At 66.6% G+C, this 16,907-nt stretch carries 19 protein-coding genes; 14 read left to right on the top strand and 5 right to left on the bottom strand.

All coding sequences use genetic code 11. The features are described 5' to 3' along the window. Nucleotides 1–128: 128 nt before the first annotated feature. Both IAG41_RS17795 and IAG41_RS17790 read right to left on the bottom strand, forming a co-directional pair. Nucleotides 129–1,715: a serine hydrolase gene (locus IAG41_RS17795; protein WP_187729990.1), complete on the bottom strand. Its 1,587-nt coding sequence runs from the start codon at nt 1,713–1,715 to the stop codon at nt 129–131. 210 nt (nt 1,716–1,925) lie between these two features. Then, nucleotides 1,926–2,492 carry an HNH endonuclease gene (locus IAG41_RS17790; RefSeq protein WP_187729989.1) on the bottom strand — a complete coding sequence of 189 codons (567 nt, stop codon included), beginning with the start codon at nt 2,490–2,492 and terminating at the stop codon, nt 1,926–1,928. Between the two features lie 97 nt (nt 2,493–2,589). Between IAG41_RS17790 and IAG41_RS17785 the strand changes: the two genes are divergently transcribed. From IAG41_RS17785 to egtD, 6 genes are all read left to right on the top strand, one after another. Next, a complete protein-coding gene (locus tag IAG41_RS17785) occupies nt 2,590–3,573 on the top strand; it encodes a glutamyl-Q tRNA(Asp) synthetase (RefSeq protein ID WP_187729988.1) in 984 nt (327 codons plus the stop codon). A 9-nt stretch (nt 3,574–3,582) separates the two neighbouring features. Continuing rightward, complete coding sequence (locus tag IAG41_RS17780; protein WP_187729987.1) at nt 3,583–3,810, top strand: twin transmembrane helix small protein; 228 nt, start codon at nt 3,583–3,585, stop codon at nt 3,808–3,810. Between the two features lie 96 nt (nt 3,811–3,906). Further along, nucleotides 3,907–4,245 (top strand): hypothetical protein, encoded by a 339-nt coding sequence (locus tag IAG41_RS17775; RefSeq protein WP_187729986.1) that lies wholly within the window; start codon nt 3,907–3,909, stop codon nt 4,243–4,245. Nucleotides 4,246–4,287: 42 nt separating this feature from the next. Beyond that, entirely contained in the window at nt 4,288–4,845 is a 558-nt protein-coding gene (locus IAG41_RS17770; RefSeq protein WP_187729985.1) for a cob(I)yrinic acid a,c-diamide adenosyltransferase, read from the top strand. A gap of 51 nt (nt 4,846–4,896) precedes the next feature. Next, nucleotides 4,897–6,165, top strand: coding sequence for an ergothioneine biosynthesis protein EgtB (gene egtB / locus IAG41_RS17765; RefSeq protein ID WP_187729984.1), 1,269 nt, complete (start codon nt 4,897–4,899; stop codon nt 6,163–6,165). Next, the gene (egtD, locus tag IAG41_RS17760) at nt 6,165–7,142 is read left to right on the top strand and encodes an L-histidine N(alpha)-methyltransferase (protein WP_187729983.1); all 978 of its coding nucleotides are present in this window, start codon (nt 6,165–6,167) and stop codon (nt 7,140–7,142) included. Before egtB ends, egtD begins: the two co-directional genes overlap by 1 nt. Here egtD and IAG41_RS17755 read toward each other — a convergent pair. After that, nucleotides 7,139–8,149 (bottom strand): DUF1176 domain-containing protein, encoded by a 1,011-nt coding sequence (locus tag IAG41_RS17755; RefSeq protein WP_187729982.1) that lies wholly within the window; start codon nt 8,147–8,149, stop codon nt 7,139–7,141. The genes egtD and IAG41_RS17755 overlap by 4 nt on opposite strands. Before the next feature lie 65 nt (nt 8,150–8,214). Between IAG41_RS17755 and IAG41_RS17750 the strand changes: the two genes are divergently transcribed. Then, on the top strand, nt 8,215–9,084 hold the full coding sequence (locus IAG41_RS17750) for a 3-hydroxybutyryl-CoA dehydrogenase (RefSeq protein ID WP_187729981.1): 870 nt from the start codon (nt 8,215–8,217) through the stop codon (nt 9,082–9,084). 226 nt (nt 9,085–9,310) lie between these two features. Here the strand turns inward: IAG41_RS17750 and IAG41_RS17745 are convergent, their stop codons facing one another. Continuing rightward, a complete protein-coding gene (locus IAG41_RS17745) occupies nt 9,311–10,576 on the bottom strand; it encodes a NupC/NupG family nucleoside CNT transporter (RefSeq protein ID WP_187729980.1) in 1,266 nt (421 codons plus the stop codon). 132 nt (nt 10,577–10,708) lie between these two features. Between IAG41_RS17745 and IAG41_RS17740 the strand changes: the two genes are divergently transcribed. From IAG41_RS17740 to IAG41_RS17710, 7 genes are read left to right on the top strand one after another with little or no spacing between them, the layout of a single operon-like run. Next, the gene (locus IAG41_RS17740) at nt 10,709–11,356 is read left to right on the top strand and encodes a queuosine precursor transporter (RefSeq protein ID WP_187729979.1); all 648 of its coding nucleotides are present in this window, start codon (nt 10,709–10,711) and stop codon (nt 11,354–11,356) included. Nucleotides 11,357–11,376: 20 nt separating this feature from the next. Beyond that, entirely contained in the window at nt 11,377–12,276 is a 900-nt protein-coding gene (argB, locus tag IAG41_RS17735; protein WP_187729978.1) for an acetylglutamate kinase, read from the top strand. Between the two features lie 60 nt (nt 12,277–12,336). Further along, nucleotides 12,337–12,651 (top strand): YggT family protein, encoded by a 315-nt coding sequence (locus tag IAG41_RS17730; RefSeq protein WP_410468093.1) that lies wholly within the window; start codon nt 12,337–12,339, stop codon nt 12,649–12,651. A gap of 1 nt (nt 12,652) precedes the next feature. Continuing rightward, nucleotides 12,653–12,961, top strand: a complete 309-nt coding sequence (locus IAG41_RS17725) for a DUF167 domain-containing protein (RefSeq protein ID WP_187730143.1) — start codon at nt 12,653–12,655, stop codon at nt 12,959–12,961. Continuing rightward, nucleotides 12,951–13,826, top strand: a complete 876-nt coding sequence (gene folD, locus IAG41_RS17720; protein WP_187729977.1) for a bifunctional methylenetetrahydrofolate dehydrogenase/methenyltetrahydrofolate cyclohydrolase FolD — start codon at nt 12,951–12,953, stop codon at nt 13,824–13,826. The genes IAG41_RS17725 and folD overlap by 11 nt, the downstream gene beginning before the upstream one ends. Further along, nucleotides 13,826–14,416, top strand: a complete 591-nt coding sequence (locus IAG41_RS17715) for a hypothetical protein (RefSeq protein ID WP_187729976.1) — start codon at nt 13,826–13,828, stop codon at nt 14,414–14,416. Before folD ends, IAG41_RS17715 begins: the two co-directional genes overlap by 1 nt. After that, nucleotides 14,413–15,054 (top strand): MarC family protein, encoded by a 642-nt coding sequence (locus tag IAG41_RS17710; RefSeq protein ID WP_187729975.1) that lies wholly within the window; start codon nt 14,413–14,415, stop codon nt 15,052–15,054. Before IAG41_RS17715 ends, IAG41_RS17710 begins: the two co-directional genes overlap by 4 nt. On the opposite strand, the gene IAG41_RS17705 is transcribed toward IAG41_RS17710, so the two are convergent. Beyond that, a complete protein-coding gene (locus tag IAG41_RS17705) occupies nt 15,011–16,888 on the bottom strand; it encodes an AcrB/AcrD/AcrF family protein (protein ID WP_262408743.1) in 1,878 nt (625 codons plus the stop codon). The two genes, IAG41_RS17710 and IAG41_RS17705, sit on opposite strands and share 44 nt — an antisense overlap. Between the last annotated feature and the right edge of the window lie 19 nt (nt 16,889–16,907).

Genomic DNA, 16,907 nt, shown 5'->3' with positions numbered 1-16,907 from the left:
GCGGAGCGCCGCAGCGGAAAGCGCCGTTCGAAGGGATCCTCGTCCTTCGCCATTATCCGCGTACGCGCTCCTTACCCATCATGGGCCGAATCTAGCGAACCAACTGTGTTATTACAATAACACAGTTGTCACGGAACCGGTACGAAAGCCAAGTGCTGGAAATCATAGCTGAAATCGGCCAGCGGCGAGAGCGCTTTCATCGTCATCCCGCTCACCTTGCCGTCCTTCACGACGAAGCTCACCACCGCATCCTCGCCGGCATCCCTGGCGAACCGCGTCCGGAACGCGTCCGGTCCCCAGGGTTCGAGCACGCTCTTGAACACCGGCGTCGGCGTGAAGTCGATCCACAGCTTGCCGCTCTTCTCGCTCACCACGACATCGCCGTACCAAGGATCGCGGTAGCGCCCGGCATAGGATTTGAGCGGCAGCGAGGGCCCTCCCGCCGGCGCCTTGTCCACGCCGCCCGCGACGCTCGCCAGCGCCTCTTCCTGGCCCTTCTTCACCCGCGCGCCATAGGCCGCGACCCAGTCGAACGCGGGCGCGTCGATCAGCCGGTCGAGGATCGCGTTGCGGATCGCCGACGACACGCCTTCCTCGACATTGCTGAACACCGAGACCCCGATTCCGCGCGACGGCAGCAGCCCCGAATAGGTCACCTGTCCCGAAAGCCCGCCGCTATGCTGGATCATCCTGAGCCCACGATAATCCTGCACGAACCAGCCCAGCGCATAGGCCTGGAGGATCGGCCGCGCCGGGTTGTCCGCCGCTGGTCCCTCGCTCGACGCGGTGATCGTCTGCGGCGCCCACATCTCCTGCGCCTGTTCGGGCGACCAGAGCGTGCCGCCGCCGGGCAGCTTGCCCTGGTCGAGCTGCACCTGCAGCCACTTTGCCATGTCGGTCACGCTCGCATTGATTCCGCCCGCGGCGTCGACCATCGGGCCCTCGTCGGGCTGGACCACCTCGAGCTTGCCGATCCCGCGCACCGGCGGCCCCAGCCGCGCATGGCGCCCCGCGATATTCTCGGTCTTGAGCAGCCGTCGCGCCGGTGCCGCGTCGGTCATGCCGAGCGGCGTCAGCAGCCGCGCCTGCACGAACGCGTCCCAGGGCTGGCCCGAGACCCGCTCGATCAGCACCCCGGCAACCAGGTACAGGATGTTGTCATAGTCATATCCCGCGCGGAACCCGCGGACCGGCTTGAGATAGGGCAGTGCCTTGAGCACGTCCTCGGCGACATGGCTCGATTGCGGGAAGAACATCAGGTCGCCTGCGCCCAATGGAAGCCCGCTGCGATGCACCAGCAGGTCGCGCACCGTCATCATCTGGGTGACCGCCGGATCGTACATCCTGAACTCGGGCAGATGCTTCACGACCGGGTCTTCCCAGCCGAGCTTGCCCGCATCGACCAGCAGCGCCAGCGCCGCCGCGGTAAAGGCCTTGGAATGCGAGGCGATGCCGAACCGCGTATGTGCGTCGACCGCGCCGGCCTTGCCCAGCGTCCTGACGCCATAGCCCTTCACAAAGGCCGGCATCCCCGGCCGGACGATCGCGACCGCAATCCCCGGCGTCCCGAACGCCGCCATGAACGGCTTGACGATCGCGTCGATCGCGGCCTCGTCGAGATCGGCGGCGCGCGCCCAGGACGGGATGGCCAGCGCCGCGGCGCTTCCCAGCGACAGCGCAAGCGCCTGGCGGCGTGTCGTTTGGAATCCGCTCATTTTCGGTCTTCTCCCCCGGCTTTTCGCGATGCTAGCGAGCGAAATCTATACCGTCACCCCGGACTTGTTCCGGGGCCCCCCGGGGCCCACCGGGAAGCAAGCGCTGGACAAGAGCTCCATGCGTCATCGCGCGAGGCTGCGTGGACCCCGGAACGAGTCCGGTGTGACGGACGGGTGGATAGCGCCGTGATCGCCCACTGGGCTCGACCCTCAAGCCTCCAGTTCGACGTCCCAATAGAGCCAATCGTGCCAGGTCTCGTGCAGATGGTTCGGCGGGAAGCGCCGGCCATGTTCCTGGAGCTGCCAGCTGGTCGGGCGGATCGGGGTGATGTGGAGCGGCATCTTCGCCTGTTGCGGCGTCCGTCCGCCCTTGCGCAGGTTGCAGGGCGCGCAGGCCGTCGCGACATTCTCCCAGGTGGTGCGTCCGCCCTGGGCTCTCGGGATCACATGGTCGAAGGTGAGGTCGCGCGGCGCGCCGCAATATTGGCAGGCGAACTTGTCGCGAAGGAAGAGGTTGAACCGCGTAAAGGCCGGGAAATTCGAAGGTTTCACATATTGTTTGAGCGCGATGACCGAAGGAAGCTTCAGCCTCGCGCTGGGACTTCGAACCTCGCGCTCATAATAGGAGACGACATCGATCCGATCGAGGAACAGCGCCTTGATCGCCGTCTGCCAGGGCCATACGCTCAGGGGATAATAGCTGAGCGGCGTATAATCGGCGTTCAATACGAGTGCCGGGCAACCGTCCGGATGGCGGATCAAATCGGGATGATACATGCGCTCCCTCGCCCCTTGTGGTGCCATGCTCTCTTGCGCGACAGCGTGACGCCATCATGACAGCATATGCCGCGACTCGTGGTCAAGGGCCGGTTTCATGATTATCCACAGCCGATTTGCACCGAGTCCGACCGGGCGCCTCCATCTCGGTCATGCCTGGTCGGCTTGTCTGGCACACGACTTCGCACGCGGGGCCGGTGGGCGCTTCAGCCTGCGCATCGAGGATATCGACGGAACCCGCTCGCGCCCCGCGCATGTCGATGCGATCCTGCGTGACCTCGAATGGCTCGGGCTGGGCTGGGACGACGAAGTCACGTTCCAGTCGCAGCGGCTCGATCGCTATCAGGCCGCGCTCGATCGGCTGAGGGCGATGGGCCTGCTCTATCCCTGCTTCTGCACCCGGGCGGATATCGCCGCGAGCCTCAGCGCCCCGCATGGCCCCGAAGGCACGCTCTATCCGGGCACGTGCCGCGGCCTGCCCGAGGACGCGGCCCGCCTCGCCGCCGAACCGCACAGCTGGCGGCTGGACATGGAAGCGGCGTTGAAACTCCTCCCCGAGCTCGCTCGGGGAGGGGGACCATCGCGTAGCGATGGTGGAGGGGCCGGCGCGGACGCGCCGGTGCCCGGGGCGTCCCTCCACCACCGGCCTACGGCCGGCGGTCCCCCTCCCCGAGACGAGCTCGGGGAGGATCTGACGTGGCACGACGCCTTCGCCGGCACGATCGCGGCAAACCCGCGCGCGCATGGCGACGTCGTCCTCGCGCGCAAGGACGCGCCCGCCAGCTATCATCTCGCCGTCACCGTCGACGATGCCGCACAGGGCATCACCCATATTATCCGCGGCAAGGACCTCTTCAGCGCGACCGATGTCCACCGCCTGCTCCAGGCGCTGCTCGGCCTGCCCACCCCCGAATATCGCCATCACGATCTGCTGCTCGGGCCCGACGGCAGCCGCCTCGCCAAGCGCCACGGCGCCCCGACGCTCGAGGCGATGCGCCTCGCCGGCGAGGACGGCCGCGCGCTCGCCGACCGGCTGCGCGCCGGATCGCTGCCGGTTGGAATCGCCGCCGCACAGGAGTAGGGACAGGGGATGCTCTTCCTAGCCATACTGCTCATTGCCGCGATGCTCGCGACGCTGTTCTTCCTCATCCGGGGACTGGTCAACATGGCCGGCACCACCAGCCAGGACCTTGAAGGCCCAGGCCCCAGCGAGCGCGCGCTCAAGTCCAACAAGCTGATGCAGAAGCGCATCATGTTCCAGGCGATCGCGATCGGCATCATCGCGCTGATCCTGCTCTTCGCGTCGGCAAGCCACTAAGCGGCTGGACAAAAGGCCAGTCTGGAAAGCAATCCGAAATTATCGTAAAGTGATCGTTCAGTACGGCGAAGAGCCATGTCCGAAAGGATGCTTCTGATGATCCGTGCGATATTGACTTCCACTTTGCTCCTATTCGCGTGGAACGCCCCCGCGCAAGACGTCCAGCGCGCGGGTGCTCGATCGCCGGTGGCGTTAGGCAGTGGAGATTCGCGTTCGCCGGTGCGGCAGGGGGCGATCGGGGTCGTATATGGCGCAGGGGCCACGGACATCGACGGGGTGGTGACGCTGCGCATCGGGTCCGGCCGGGAGAATGATTGCGGGGCGCAACCGTGGGCGACCGCCACGGTCAATGTGATTTCGATCGACGAAGCGGGCACGTGCCGCGTCGGGGGGCGATCCGTGACGCAGTATCGCATCACCTATCGCGCGCCCTGAAAGACCTTCCGCCGCAATCCCGTCCGGCGTAGGACCACGCCGATGGTCAAGCTCAACAAGATCTACACGCGCACCGGTGATGCCGGCACCACCGGGCTGGTCGACGGATCGCGCGTGTCCAAGGCGGATCCGCGCATGGCCGCGATCGGCGATGTCGACGAGGCGAACAGCGCGATCGGCGTCGCCCGCGCGGCGCTGGGGCCGGGCAGCTTCAGCGAGATGTTCGCGCGCATCCAGAACGACCTGTTCGATCTCGGTGCCGATCTTGCCACGCCGATCGCAATGGAGGGCGCGCTCCGCATCGTTCCCGCTCAGGTGACCTGGCTCGAGGAGCGGATCGATCATCTCAACGCTGCCCTGGCGCCGCTGACCAGCTTCATCCTGCCCGCGGGCGAGGCGTCCGCCGCCGCGCTCCACCTTGCGCGCGCGGTCGTCCGCCGCGCCGAACGCACCGCCGTTGCTGCGGGGCAAACGGTCGAACTCTCGCCGCCGGCCCTTGCGTATCTCAATCGGCTTTCCGATCTCCTGTTCGTCGCCGCGCGGGCGGTGAACCAAAATGGCGGCGGCGACGTTCTCTGGGTTCCCGGCGCGTCGCGCTGACCTGAGCGAACGGCAATTGACCGGCAGGATTCGGCCTGCTAGGAGAACAAAATGCGAACGGAAACTGGTCCGGCCCCAGCTTCTAGTGCGCTCGGCAGCCGCTTCGCGCGGGTCCGGGCGCTGAGTACAGCACTTGTAGCCCCGCTCTCCGATGCTGATGCGACGATCCAGTCGATGGACGATGCGTCGCCCGCCAAATGGCATCTCGCACACACGACCTGGTTCTTCGAGACCTTCATCCTGCGCGATCACGTGCCCGGCTATCGGCTGTTCGACGATCGCTTCCCGTTCCTGTTCAACAGCTATTACGAAGCCGAAGGGTCTCGCCACGCGCGAAAGCAGAGGGGAATGTTGGCGCGCCCCTCGCTCGCGGAAATCCTGAATTATCGCAATGCGGTAGACCAGGCGTTGCTCGCGGCGCTGCCCGATCTGCCGCCCCAGGTGCAAACTTTGGTGGAGCTTGGATGCAATCACGAACAACAGCATCAGGAGCTGTTGCTCACCGACATCCTCCATCATTTCTCGGTAAATCCCCTGGAATCAGCCATTTGGCCCGGCGCGCCCAAGGTGCCGGTGGCGATGCCCGGCCCGATCGGCTGGATCGAGGGACAGGCAGGCGTGGTCGAAATCGGCGCCCCCTCGCCAACTTCGCAAGCTTTCGCGTTCGATTCCGAAACCCCGCGCCACACCGAGCTGCTCCACCCGCACGCCATTGCCGATCGCACGATCACCAATGGCGAATGGGCGGCGTTCATCGCCGATGGCGGCTATCGCGATCCGCGGCATTGGCTGTCGGACGGCTGGTCCTGGGTTCAGGCGGAGGGGATCGAGGCGCCGCTCTACTGGCGCCAGGACGACGGCGTCTGGACGCGTTTCGGCCTTGACGGTCGCCGCGGTATCGATCCCGCAGCGCCGGTCACCCATGTCAGCTTCTTCGAGGCGGATGCCTATGCCAGCTGGGCCGGCGCGCGCCTGCCCACCGAGTTCGAATGGGAGGCCGCCGCCACCGGCCACGACCCGCTCGGCGGCAACCAGCTCGATGCCGCCGGCCCGGTCGAGCCGCGCCCGTCCTCGGGTGGCCCCGCATTCTTCGGCGATGTCTGGGAATGGACCGGCAGCGCCTATCGCCCCTATCCCGGCTTCAAGGCGGCTGAGGGCGCCGTGGGCGAATATAACGGCAAGTTCATGAGCGGGCAGTTCGTGCTGCGCGGCGGCTCATGCGCCACGCCGCGCGGGCATCTGCGCGCGGCCTATCGCAACTTCTTCTATCCCCATCAGCGCTGGCAGTTCACCGGCGTCCGGCTTGCAAAGGACCTGTAATGCTTAAGCAGGAGCTCGAGGACGGCCAACTCGGCCTAGCCGATCCCAATTTCCGTCGCGACGTGCTCAACGGCCTGGCCGCGTCCCCACGCGCCATCCCCGCGCGCTGGTTCTACGATCGCCGCGGGTCGGAACTGTTCGAGGCGATCACCGATCTCCCCGAATATTACCCGACCCGCACCGAGACGGCCCTGCTCCGCCAGACCGGGCCCGAGCTCGGTGCGCTGGCGGCGCGCGGCGCGGCGGTGGTCGAGTTCGGCTCGGGCTCGTCGACCAAGACGCCGATCCTGCTGCGTGCGATCGACCCTGCTGCCTATGTCCCGATCGATATTTCGGGCGATTTCCTCCGCCAGTCGGCCGACGAACTGTCCCAGGCCTTTCCCGGGCTGCCGGTCTATCCGGTCGAGGCCGATTTCCTGCGCCCCGTGCCGCTGCCGCCGCAGGTGAAGGACATGCCCAAGCTCGGCTTCTTCCCCGGCTCGACGATCGGCAACATGAACGCCTGGCACGCGGTCGACCTGCTTCGCGCGATGCGCACATGGCTGGGCGAGGGTGCGCGGCTGCTGATCGGCATGGACCGGGTCAAGTCGCCCGATATCCTGATCCCAGCCTATGACGACGAGCATGGCGTCACCGCCGAGTTCAACCTGAACCTGCTCGAACGGATCAACCGCGAATTGGGCGGCACGATTCCGCTCGACGCCTTCCGCCACCGCGCGATCTGGAATGCCGATGCCGCGCGGATCGAGATGCATCTGGAGGCGGTGCGCGACGTGCGCTTCCAGGTCGATGGCCGTCCCTTCAGCATGTCGGCAGGCGAGACGATCCACACCGAGAACAGCCACAAATACGGGCCCAACGGCGCTCGCCAGTTGCTCCGCGCCGGCGGCTGGACGCCGATCAAGGAATGGAGCGATCCCCAGGACTGGTTCGGGCTGATCCTGTGCGAGGCCCAGCCGATCCGGATGGCGCCCTAGCGCGCCACCGCCTGCGCCTTCCACACGGTGAGCCAGTTCACCGAGCCGCGGCACTCGCCCATCACGCGCTGCTCGACCAGCCGGAAGCGCGCCCCGTCCCACACATAGACCTCGGCCGATCCGCAATCGCCGAGCCCGCGGCCCTTGGAATAGCTGGAGAGCCGCGCGGTCTTGGGGTCCCAGCTGGCGTTGACCAGCATCGGCATCTTGGCACCCGCTTCGCTCATCCCCGGCTGCGAGTCGAAGGTCGCGAACACCGGCCTGCCCGCGGCAAGGACGAAGGGGACGGACATATAGTTGTACGCCCCCGCGCCGCACGGCAGCAGTGCCAGCGTCTTACCGCCGCCGAGCGCATAGGCCTCGACCTTGGGGACCTCGCGCTCATATTCCTCGCCACAATCCGATGCGGTGACCATCGCGGTTTTGAGCGCCGGCGTCACCCGCACCGCCGTGCCCGAGGGCTTGAAAAAGCGCACCACCGGCGCCGGTAGTACCATGGGTACGGCCGTGGCGGGCTTGCTGCCCTTGGCGATGGCGGCGCTGACCGTCCCGACGCGGCCCTGCTCGGCATCGATGAAGCGCAGCGCCGCCGAAGAGCCGGCCAGCGAGACGCGCCCGATCCGGTTCCTGCCGGGGCCGGTCAGCGCTACCTCTTTACCCTTGCCGATCGCCCCGACGATCCGATCGGCGTCCGCGCCTACGAAGCGCAGCGTGTCGTTGGCGGGCACGCCGTTCGCTACCGTCTGCCCGTCGATCCGCAGCGCCGCTGCGCCTTTGGTCTGGGTGTTGATCGAGACTTCCACGGTGAAGGCGCCCGCGGGCCCCGGACCGCGCGCGATCGACAGCGAGATCTCGTCATATCCCGAGCCCTCGACCGACATGCCGTCGCCGGGCAGCAGCGAGGTCATCTCGCATTGGTGGACATTGTCGCAGGCCACCGCCCAGTCGCCGAAGGTCTTGATCGGTCCGGTCACGGGATCGGCGGCGAGCAGGGCGAGGAGCAGCATGCGCCGATCCTAGCCGATCGCAGAAGGAGTCGATAGGAGAGCCGCCAGGATTGAGGAGTCATGCGATGAAGACGGTCGGCGTTATCGGTGCGGGGCAAATGGGGGCGGGCATCGCCCAGGTTTCGGCGCAGGCGGGCTATGCCGTTTTGCTCTCCGACGTCGATCAGGCCCGGGCAGAGGCCGGCAAGGCGGGCATCGCCAAGCAGCTCGCCCGCGCGGTCGAGAAGGAAAAGATCACCGCCGCCGATGCCGAAGCCGCATTGGCCCGCATCCAGCCGGTCGCCGACGTCTCGGCGATGGGGCCCTGCGAACTGGTGATCGAGGCGGCTACCGAGCGCGAGGCCATCAAGCGCCAGATCTTCGAGACGGTCGGCAAGGTGCTCGGCGCCGATGCGATCCTGGCGAGCAATACCTCGTCGATCCCGATCACCCGCCTTGCCCAGGCCTCGCCCGATCCGGCGCGCTTCATGGGCGTGCACTTCTTCAATCCGGTGCCGGTGATGGGGCTGGTCGAGCTGATCCGGGGGCTCGCCACCTCGGACGCCACCGTCGCCGCGGTCGAGGCATTCGGGAGCTCGCTGAACAAGCGCATCGTCCACGCCAACGATGCGCCGGGCTTCATCGTCAACCGCGTGCTGATGCCGATGCTCAACGAGGCGTGCTTCGCATTGGGCGAGGGCGTGGCGACGATCCCCGACATCGACGCTGCGATCACGCTTGGCCTCAACCACCCAATGGGGCCGTTCGCCTTGGCCGATTTCATCGGCCTCGACACCTGCCTCGAGATCACGCGCGTGCTGTTCGAAGGCACCGGCGATCCCAAGTTCCGCCCGGCGCCGCTACTGGTCAAATACGTCGAGGCCGGCTGGTACGGCCGTAAGACCAAGCGCGGTTTCTACGACTATACCGGTGCGGAGCCCGTGCCGACGCGGTGAGGCTTGCAATGTAGGGTTTCAAGGTCGATCCGGAGAACGGCTCTTTCTCATCGTGGGACCCTGAAAACCCATTTTTTGGGAAGGAAGGAATTTCGACATAGCAGGTGTCAACCGTGTCAACCGGTTGGGCACGAAGCTATTGAGAAACCACGATTCCGCTTTTTCTTCGTTCAACCAGCCGATTGGCCGAATCGGTGGTCGAAAAATCGGCGGATGCGCGCTCAACCTAGGGCAGCAGCAGCCCCGCCAGCGCCGCCGACATCAGGTTCGCCAGGCTGCCTGCGATCAGCGCGCGGATGCCCAGCTTGGCGATCATCGGCCGCTGATTGGGCGCTAGGCTGCCCGTCGCGGCCATCTGGATCGCGATCGAGCTGAAATTGGCGAAGCCGCACAGCGAGAAGGTGACGATCGCCCGGGTGCGCGGCGCCAGATCGGTCAGATGGCCCAAATCGATGAACGCGACGAACTCGTTGAGCACCACCTTGGTGCCGAACAGTCCGCCGGCCTCCAGCGCCTCGTGCCATGGGATGCCGAGCAGGTACATCACCGGCGCGAACACGGCGCCAATGATCGACTGGAAGCTCAGCTCTGGATGGCCGAACCAGCCGCCCACGCCGCTGAGCAGGCCGTTGGCGAGCGCCACCAGCGCGACGAACGCCAGCACCATCGCGCCCACCGCGACGGCGATCTTGACGCCGGTCGAGGCGCCCATCGAGGCGGCCATGATCAGGTTGGCGGCGCGCTCCTCCTCCAGGTCCTGTTCGGCGACCTTGATGATCTCTTCCTCGGGATCGTCGCCCAGCGGCAGCTCGCCGTCCTTGGTCGCGATCGGATCCGGCATCATGATCTTGGCCATCAGCAGTCCGCCCGGCGCCGCCATGAACGAGGCGGCGAGCAGATAGGGCAAAGAAGCCGGCCCGAGCAGGCTGGCATAGGCCGCCAGGATCGTCCCCGCCACGCCCGACATGCCCACGGTCATCACCGCGAAGAGCTGCGAAGGGGTGAGGCGGGCGAGATAGGGGCGGATCACCAGCGGCGATTCGCTCTGGCCGACGAAGATGTTCGCCGCGGCACATAGCGATTCGACCTTGCTGGTGCCGACGACCTTCTCGATGCCGCCGCCGATCCAGCGGATCACGAACTGCATCACGCCGAGGTGATAGAGGATCGAGACGAGCGCGGCGAAGAAGATGATCACCGGCAGCGCCGCGATCGCGAAGCTCTGGCCGCCCAGCTCGGGCTTGGCGAGCGGGCCGAACAGGAAGCTGGTGCCCGCGCCGGCATAGCCGAGCAGCGCCGATACGCCGTTGGAAAGCGTATGCAGCGCCGTCTGTCCCCAGCTCGTCCGAAGCACCAGCACCGCAATCCCCGCCTGGAGCGCGAAGGCCGCGCCGACGACGCGCAACCGGATCCCGCGCTTGTTGGACGAAAGCAGGAACGCGATTCCGAGGATCGCGAGCACGCCGAAAATGCCGATCGGGAAATGAGTCATCCGCTTTGGTCGCGCCCCCAGTACCGGCTCGATTGGCCGGCAAAACCGGATGAGCATACACGGTGTGCGGCGTGTTGCCAGAGGGCGCCCGCCATCTTCCACCGCCCGCGCTTTGCCGCTAGCGTCCGGGCGATGGACAATCCCAGCCCCGCGATCCCGCGTTCGCTCTTCCTATTCTCGATCCTCTATGGCGGCATGGTCTGCATGGCGGGGGTCCTCGGCGTCAAACAGGTCGCGCTCGGGCCGCTGGCAGTCGAGGCGGGGATATTCGGCTTCCTGATCCTGGTCGTGCTGTCGAGCGCGGTCGCCGAGCTGCACGGGCAGAAGACTGCGACCGCGCTCGTCCGTTTCGGCTTCATCCCCCTCCTCGCCTCGGCGGCGCTGATCCAGCTCGTACTGGCCTTGCCGCACGATCCGGGCATGTATCCGCCCGCGGTCGATGCCTTCCCGATCGTCGTCGGCCAGAGCGTGCGGATGATGCTCGCGGGGTTCATCTCCTATGGCATCTCGCAGACACTCAACGTTTTCATCTTCGCCAAGCTCAAGGGCCGGGAAGGCGGGGGCAGGCTGGTCTGGTTCCGCGGCATGGTCGCCAGCGTCGTCTCGCAGATCGTCGATACCGTCCTGTTCATCTCGATCTCGTTCCTCGGCGAGCGACCGATCCTCGAGCTGATGGCCGGGCAGATGCTGACCAAGGTCGTGCTGTCGATCGTCCTCGTCCCGTTCCTGATCACGGGCTTCGTCGCGCTTGGCCGCCGGCTTGATGGACGTGCGGGCTGAGCGGCTCTAAAGGGCCGCGCATGACCGATCATGCTCCCGATCCGGCGATGCTCGCCAAGGCCGAAACGCTCACCGAAGCGCTGCCCTATCTCCAGCGATATGCGGGCAAGACCTTCGTCGTGAAATATGGCGGCCATGCGATGGGCGATCCGGAGCTTGCACGCGATTTCGCCGAGGATGTCGTGCTGCTCCAGGCAGTCGGCATCCATCCGATCGTCGTCCATGGGGGCGGCCCCCAGATCGGCGCGATGCTCAAGCGGCTGGGCGTCGAATCGCAGTTCGTCGGCGGGCTTCGCGTGACCGACGCCGAAACCGCGCGGATCGCGGAAATGGTCTTGGCCGGATCGATCAACAAGGAGATCGTCGGCTGGATCGGCCAGGCCGGCGGCAAGGCGGTGGGCATCTCGGGCAAGGATGCCCGGCTGGTGACCGCCGAGAAGGTCCGCCGCAGCGAGCCAGATCCGCTCCAGGGCATCGAACGCCATGTCGACCTGGGCTTTGTCGGCGAGCCGGTCGCGGTCGATGCCTCGATCCTGCAGTCGCTGGCGGCGCAGGGGTTCATTCCGGTCGTTGCGCCGATCGCGATGGGGGCGGACGGCCATACCTATAATATCAATGCCGACACGATGGCGGGGGCGATCGCGGGGGCCTGCGGCGCGGCGCGCTTCTTCCTGCTGACCGACGTGCCGGGGGTGATGGACAAGTCGGGCGAGCTGATGACCGATCTCGATCCGGCGGGCGTCGCCGCATTGAAGGCCGACGGCACGATTTCGGGCGGGATGATCCCCAAGGTCGAGACCTGCGTCGCCGCGGTCAATGCAGGCGTCGATGCCGCCGTCATCCTCGACGGGCGCATTCCGCACGCGATGCTGCTCGAAATCTTCACGCGCCAGGGCGCCGGCACGCTGGTTCACGCCTGAGCTTGTGAGAAGCCCGCGCTTTCCTGTATTTGGGGCGCAACACACCTCGCGGAGAGTAGATTGACCAACATCCTCATCATGATCCTGCAGATCGTCCAGTTCCTGCTCTGGGTCGCCACCATGGTCATTGTCGTGCAGGCGATCCTCTCCTGGCTGATCGCGTTCAACGTGATCAACACGCATAACGAATTCGTCCGCTCACTGTGGCAGGGACTGGGACGAGTCACCGAGCCGTTCTACCGCCCGATCCGGCGCGTCCTCCCCGATTTCGGCGCGCTCGACATCTCTCCGCTGATCGTCCTGCTGATCCTTTATATCCTCAACAACATCGTCGTGCCGGGGCTGATTCGGCAGGTCATCCTTTCGGGGGTGTGACCTGGCCGCCTGGCGCACCAGGGGAGACGGCATCGAGATCGCCGTCCGCGTGACTCCGCGGGCGTCGCGCGACGTCTTTGCGGCGGGCACCGAGGAGTATTTCTCCGCCCGGCTCGCGGCACCTCCGGTGGAGGGCGCGGCCAATGCAGCGCTGGTGCCGCTGGTCGCCAAGGCCTTCGCCATTCCCAAGCGGGCGGTGACGCTGATCGCCGGCGATACGGCGCGGCTCAAGCGATTGGCGCTCGCGGGCGACCCGGAGGCGCTGGCAGAGATCGCCGCCAGCCTCTATGGCGGGGCGCATGACGGCTGAGATCATCGATGGCAAGGCATTCGCGGCGGGCCTCCGCGCGCGGATAGCGGAATTCGTGCCCGGCTTCCGGGCAGCGGCGGGGCGTGCGCCCGGGCTTGCGGTGGTGCTGGTCGGCGAGGATGCGGCCTCCTCGGTCTACGTCCGCAACAAGGGCAAGATGACCCGCGAGGCGGGAATGGAGAGCTTCGAGCACAAATTGCCCGCCGAGACGAGCCAGGACGATCTGGTCGCACTGGTCGACAGGCTCAACGCCGATCCGGCGGTGGACGGCATCCTCGTCCAGCTGCCGCTGCCCAGGCATATCAACGAGCAGGTGGTGCTCACCCGGATCAGCCCCGACAAGGATGTCGACGGCTTCCACCCGGTCAATGCCGGCCGTCTGGCAACGGGGCTCTATGGCTTCGTCCCCTGCACGCCGCTGGGCTGTGTCCTGCTGCTCGAGGACCGGCTGGGCGACCTTTCGGGACTCGACGCGGTGGTGATCGGCCGCTCGAACATCGTCGGCAAGCCGATGGCCGCGCTGCTGACTGCGAGGAACTGCACCGTCACGCTCGCCCATTCGCGCACGCGCAACCTGCCGCACTATCTCCACCACGCCGATATCGTCGTCGCGGCGGTGGGCCGGCCCAATTTCGTCCAGGGCGACTGGCTGAAGCCGGGCGCGACCGTGATCGACGTCGGCATCAACCGCACCGACGAGGGGCTGGTCGGCGATGTCGATTTCGGCAGCGCCGCTGCGGTGGCGGGCGCGATCACACCGGTGCCAGGTGGCGTGGGGCCGATGACGATCGCCGTCCTTCTGCGCAACACGTTGGTCGCTGCGCACCGCAATGCCGGCGTGCCGCTGGAGAAGGGCGCGATCTGATGCTGCTCGCGCTCGTCCTCCAGGCGACCGCGCCCCAGACGGCGGTCGATGCCGAGCGCGCGTTCAATGCGGCGGCGCAGGCCAAGGGGCAGTGGACGGCGTTTCGCGAATTCGCCGCGCCGGACGCGATCATTTTCGATCCAGAGCCAGTGAAGGCTGCGGAGTCGCTGCCCGACAGGGACCCACCGATCGCCGTGCAATGGTGGCCGGCGGAGAGCTATGTCTCGTGCGATGGCATGGTCGCGGTGAATACCGGGCCGTGGGTACGGCCTCGCAGCTTCGGCTATTTCACGACCGTCTGGGAAAAGCGGAACGGCGCATGGAGATGGACGCTCGATGCCGGCGACGTCACCAGCGCGCCGCGACCGTTACCCGAACGCCCTCACATCCATCGCGCCTCCTGCAAGCCGCCGCGCATCCCGGTTGACGTTTGGGTCGACCCCGCCGTCCATCAAGGGCGAGCCCCGGACAGCTCGCTTAGATGGGCATGGAAAGTAGACCCGAATGGAAGTCGCTGGTTTCAGGCGATGCTCTGGAATGGTCGGCACTGGCAGCTGGTCGTCGACGACAAGGTCGCCGCTCCCAAATGATCGAGCTCTTCGTCTCGTCCTTCATCACCTTCTTCGTGGTGATCGATCCGCCCGGCTGCGCGCCGATCTTCGCGGGGCTGACCTCGGGGACGAGCGTTGCGCATCGCCGCGTAATGGCGGTGCGCGCGGTGTTCGTCGCGGCAGTCATCCTGGTCGGCTTCGCGCTGTTCGGCGAAGCGTTGCTCGGCGCGCTCGGCATCAGCCTCAATGCCTTTCGCATCGCCGGTGGCATCATGCTGTTCCTGATCGCGCTCGAGATGGTGTTCGAGAGGCGCACCGAGCGGCGTGAGGACCGGGCCGAGAAGGTCAGGGCGTCCGAGGCACCAGACATCTCGATCTTCCCGATGGCAATGCCGATGATCGCGGGCCCCGGATCGATCGCGTCAGTGATGCTGCTGATGTCACAGAATGACGGGATTGTGCGCTCGGTTGTCGTGCTTGCGGCGATGGCGGCGATCCTGCTGCTGACCCTCGTTTCGCTGCTGGCGGCGGGGCCGATCATGCGCGTCGTCGGCGCCAAGATCGAAGCGGTGATCTCGCGCCTGCTCGGCGTGCTGCTTGCCGCGCTCGCAGTGCAGTTCGTGATGGATGGGATCAGGGCTTCGCTGGTCGCGGGGCCTGCGCTTTCGGGGCATTGACCCTTAGCTTGAGCGGCGCCGGCTCGGGCACGTCCGGCAGGTCGTAGCGGATCTTCCACAGCCGGAACGCCGAGTTCTTCGGCAGCGTCACCGGTTCCAGCCAGTTCGGCACCTGACCCCGATGGAGCTGGCCGTAGAAGCCGTTGGGACTGCGCGAGCGATAGACGGTGGTCTCGGCCATGTTGGGGCAGATCAGCAAATAGCTCGCCTTGTGCCGCGCCGCGATCGGCCGGAAACCCCTTGCCGGTCCAGTGAAGGCATGATGGACGTCGAGGATCGCCTGCCCGTTGCGGTGATAGGGTCCCGCGACTCCGTCGTGGTGCGTCACGGTGATCAGCCGCGGACCCATATCGACATGGGTGAACATGATCGCGGGGGGAACCCGGTCGAGCGTGCGGAGCTGCGACACGCGTGCGCAGGCGGCGTTCGCCTTGCCGACCAGATCGGGCCCGGTGGAGGGCTTGCCGTCCGGCAGCCAGGGCAGCACTAGTCCCGTGAAGAGCCCGGAGACGATCAGGAAGCCCGCTACCGATCCGAGCACGCGCACCAGCAACGATCCGCGGCTCAGGAACCAGGGGGTGAGTGTCCAGACCAGCGCCGTGGCCCCAGGCACGCTCAGCATCTGCGCGGCCGGCCCGGCGCGGATCTGCCAGAGCAGCATCGATCCGGCGAAGGCGGTGAACAGCGCCACCGCCGCCCAGCCGACAAGCGCCTCGCTCTTGCGCGCGCGCCAGGTCGCGATGCCGGCGCCGATGATCCCGATGATCGGTAGCGCCGCGATCGGGAAAGCGGTCTTGAGCGCGTGGCGATAGATCGGCCGCGCCTCGCGCACATTGCTCAGCCAGGTGGTGTAGAGCTCGTCCGAAACCTGTTCAGGGCGCCCCAGGCACTGCGGGAACAGCAGCGCGAAGCCGCCTGCGATCACGGCGCCCGCCAGCGCTGCCAGCACGAGGCGGACCCAACGCTTCTCCGGATTCCATAGCGACAGTGCGAAGAGCAGAGTTCCCGCCGCGATCATCACCGTCAGCCAGACAGGGGTCAGTGCATCGCAGCGCATCACCTGGTTGGCGTTCGAGGCGAAGAGCGCGAAACCCAGCGCCGATCCGCCCGCCAGCGTCAGGCCATAGACCTGCATGCGCCGCACATCGGCCGCTTCCCACACCCAGCGCAGCCCGATGATCGCCCCGGCCATCGCGCAATAGGGAAGCATCTCCAACCCTATCGTCAGCGAGAAGGCGCTCGAAAGGCCGACGGTCGCGCCACCCCGCGCGCGGCGCGGATCGGCGAGGCCCGCCACCGTCATCGCCAGCGCTGCGAGCTGCCAGCCATGATGATCGATCCGCATCGGCGCGAACATCAGCATCGTCGAGGTGCAGCCCATCAGCACAATCAGCGCGATCGGCCAGGCCTGGAGCGAGACGAGCCGGCGGATGGTGAGCGCGATGCCGATCATCGCCAGCGACAGCGGCAGCAGCGGCGCGATGCCGCACGCCCATTTCTCCGCGCCGGCGGTTCCCAGGAACGGCTTGAGGATCAGGATCAGTCCCGCGATCGGCAGGTCGACCAGCCGGGACCAATGGATGTCGAACCCGCCCAGCGCGGGATCGAGCCGATACTGGCGCAAATCGTACCAGCCCTGACCGGCGAGCAAGGCGCGGACCTGCATCAGCCGCATATTGTCGTCGGTGTCGCCGAGCGCGAGCCAGTAGATATTACCCTGGCGCTGGATTAGGAACCAGACGACGACGCACACCCAGAATATGAGTGTCCAGCCCAGCCAGCGCTGTTCGAGTTCGTCTTGGAGGCGGAACCCGCCCGGACCCTTGAACTTCAAAATCGCTTCCCTCGCTTCG

This window comes from Sphingomonas sp. JC676, assembly GCF_014489075.1.
In the GTDB taxonomy this organism is placed as follows: Bacteria; Pseudomonadota; Alphaproteobacteria; order Sphingomonadales; family Sphingomonadaceae; genus Sphingomonas.
This window is presented reverse-complemented; position numbering and strand designations above follow the sequence as displayed.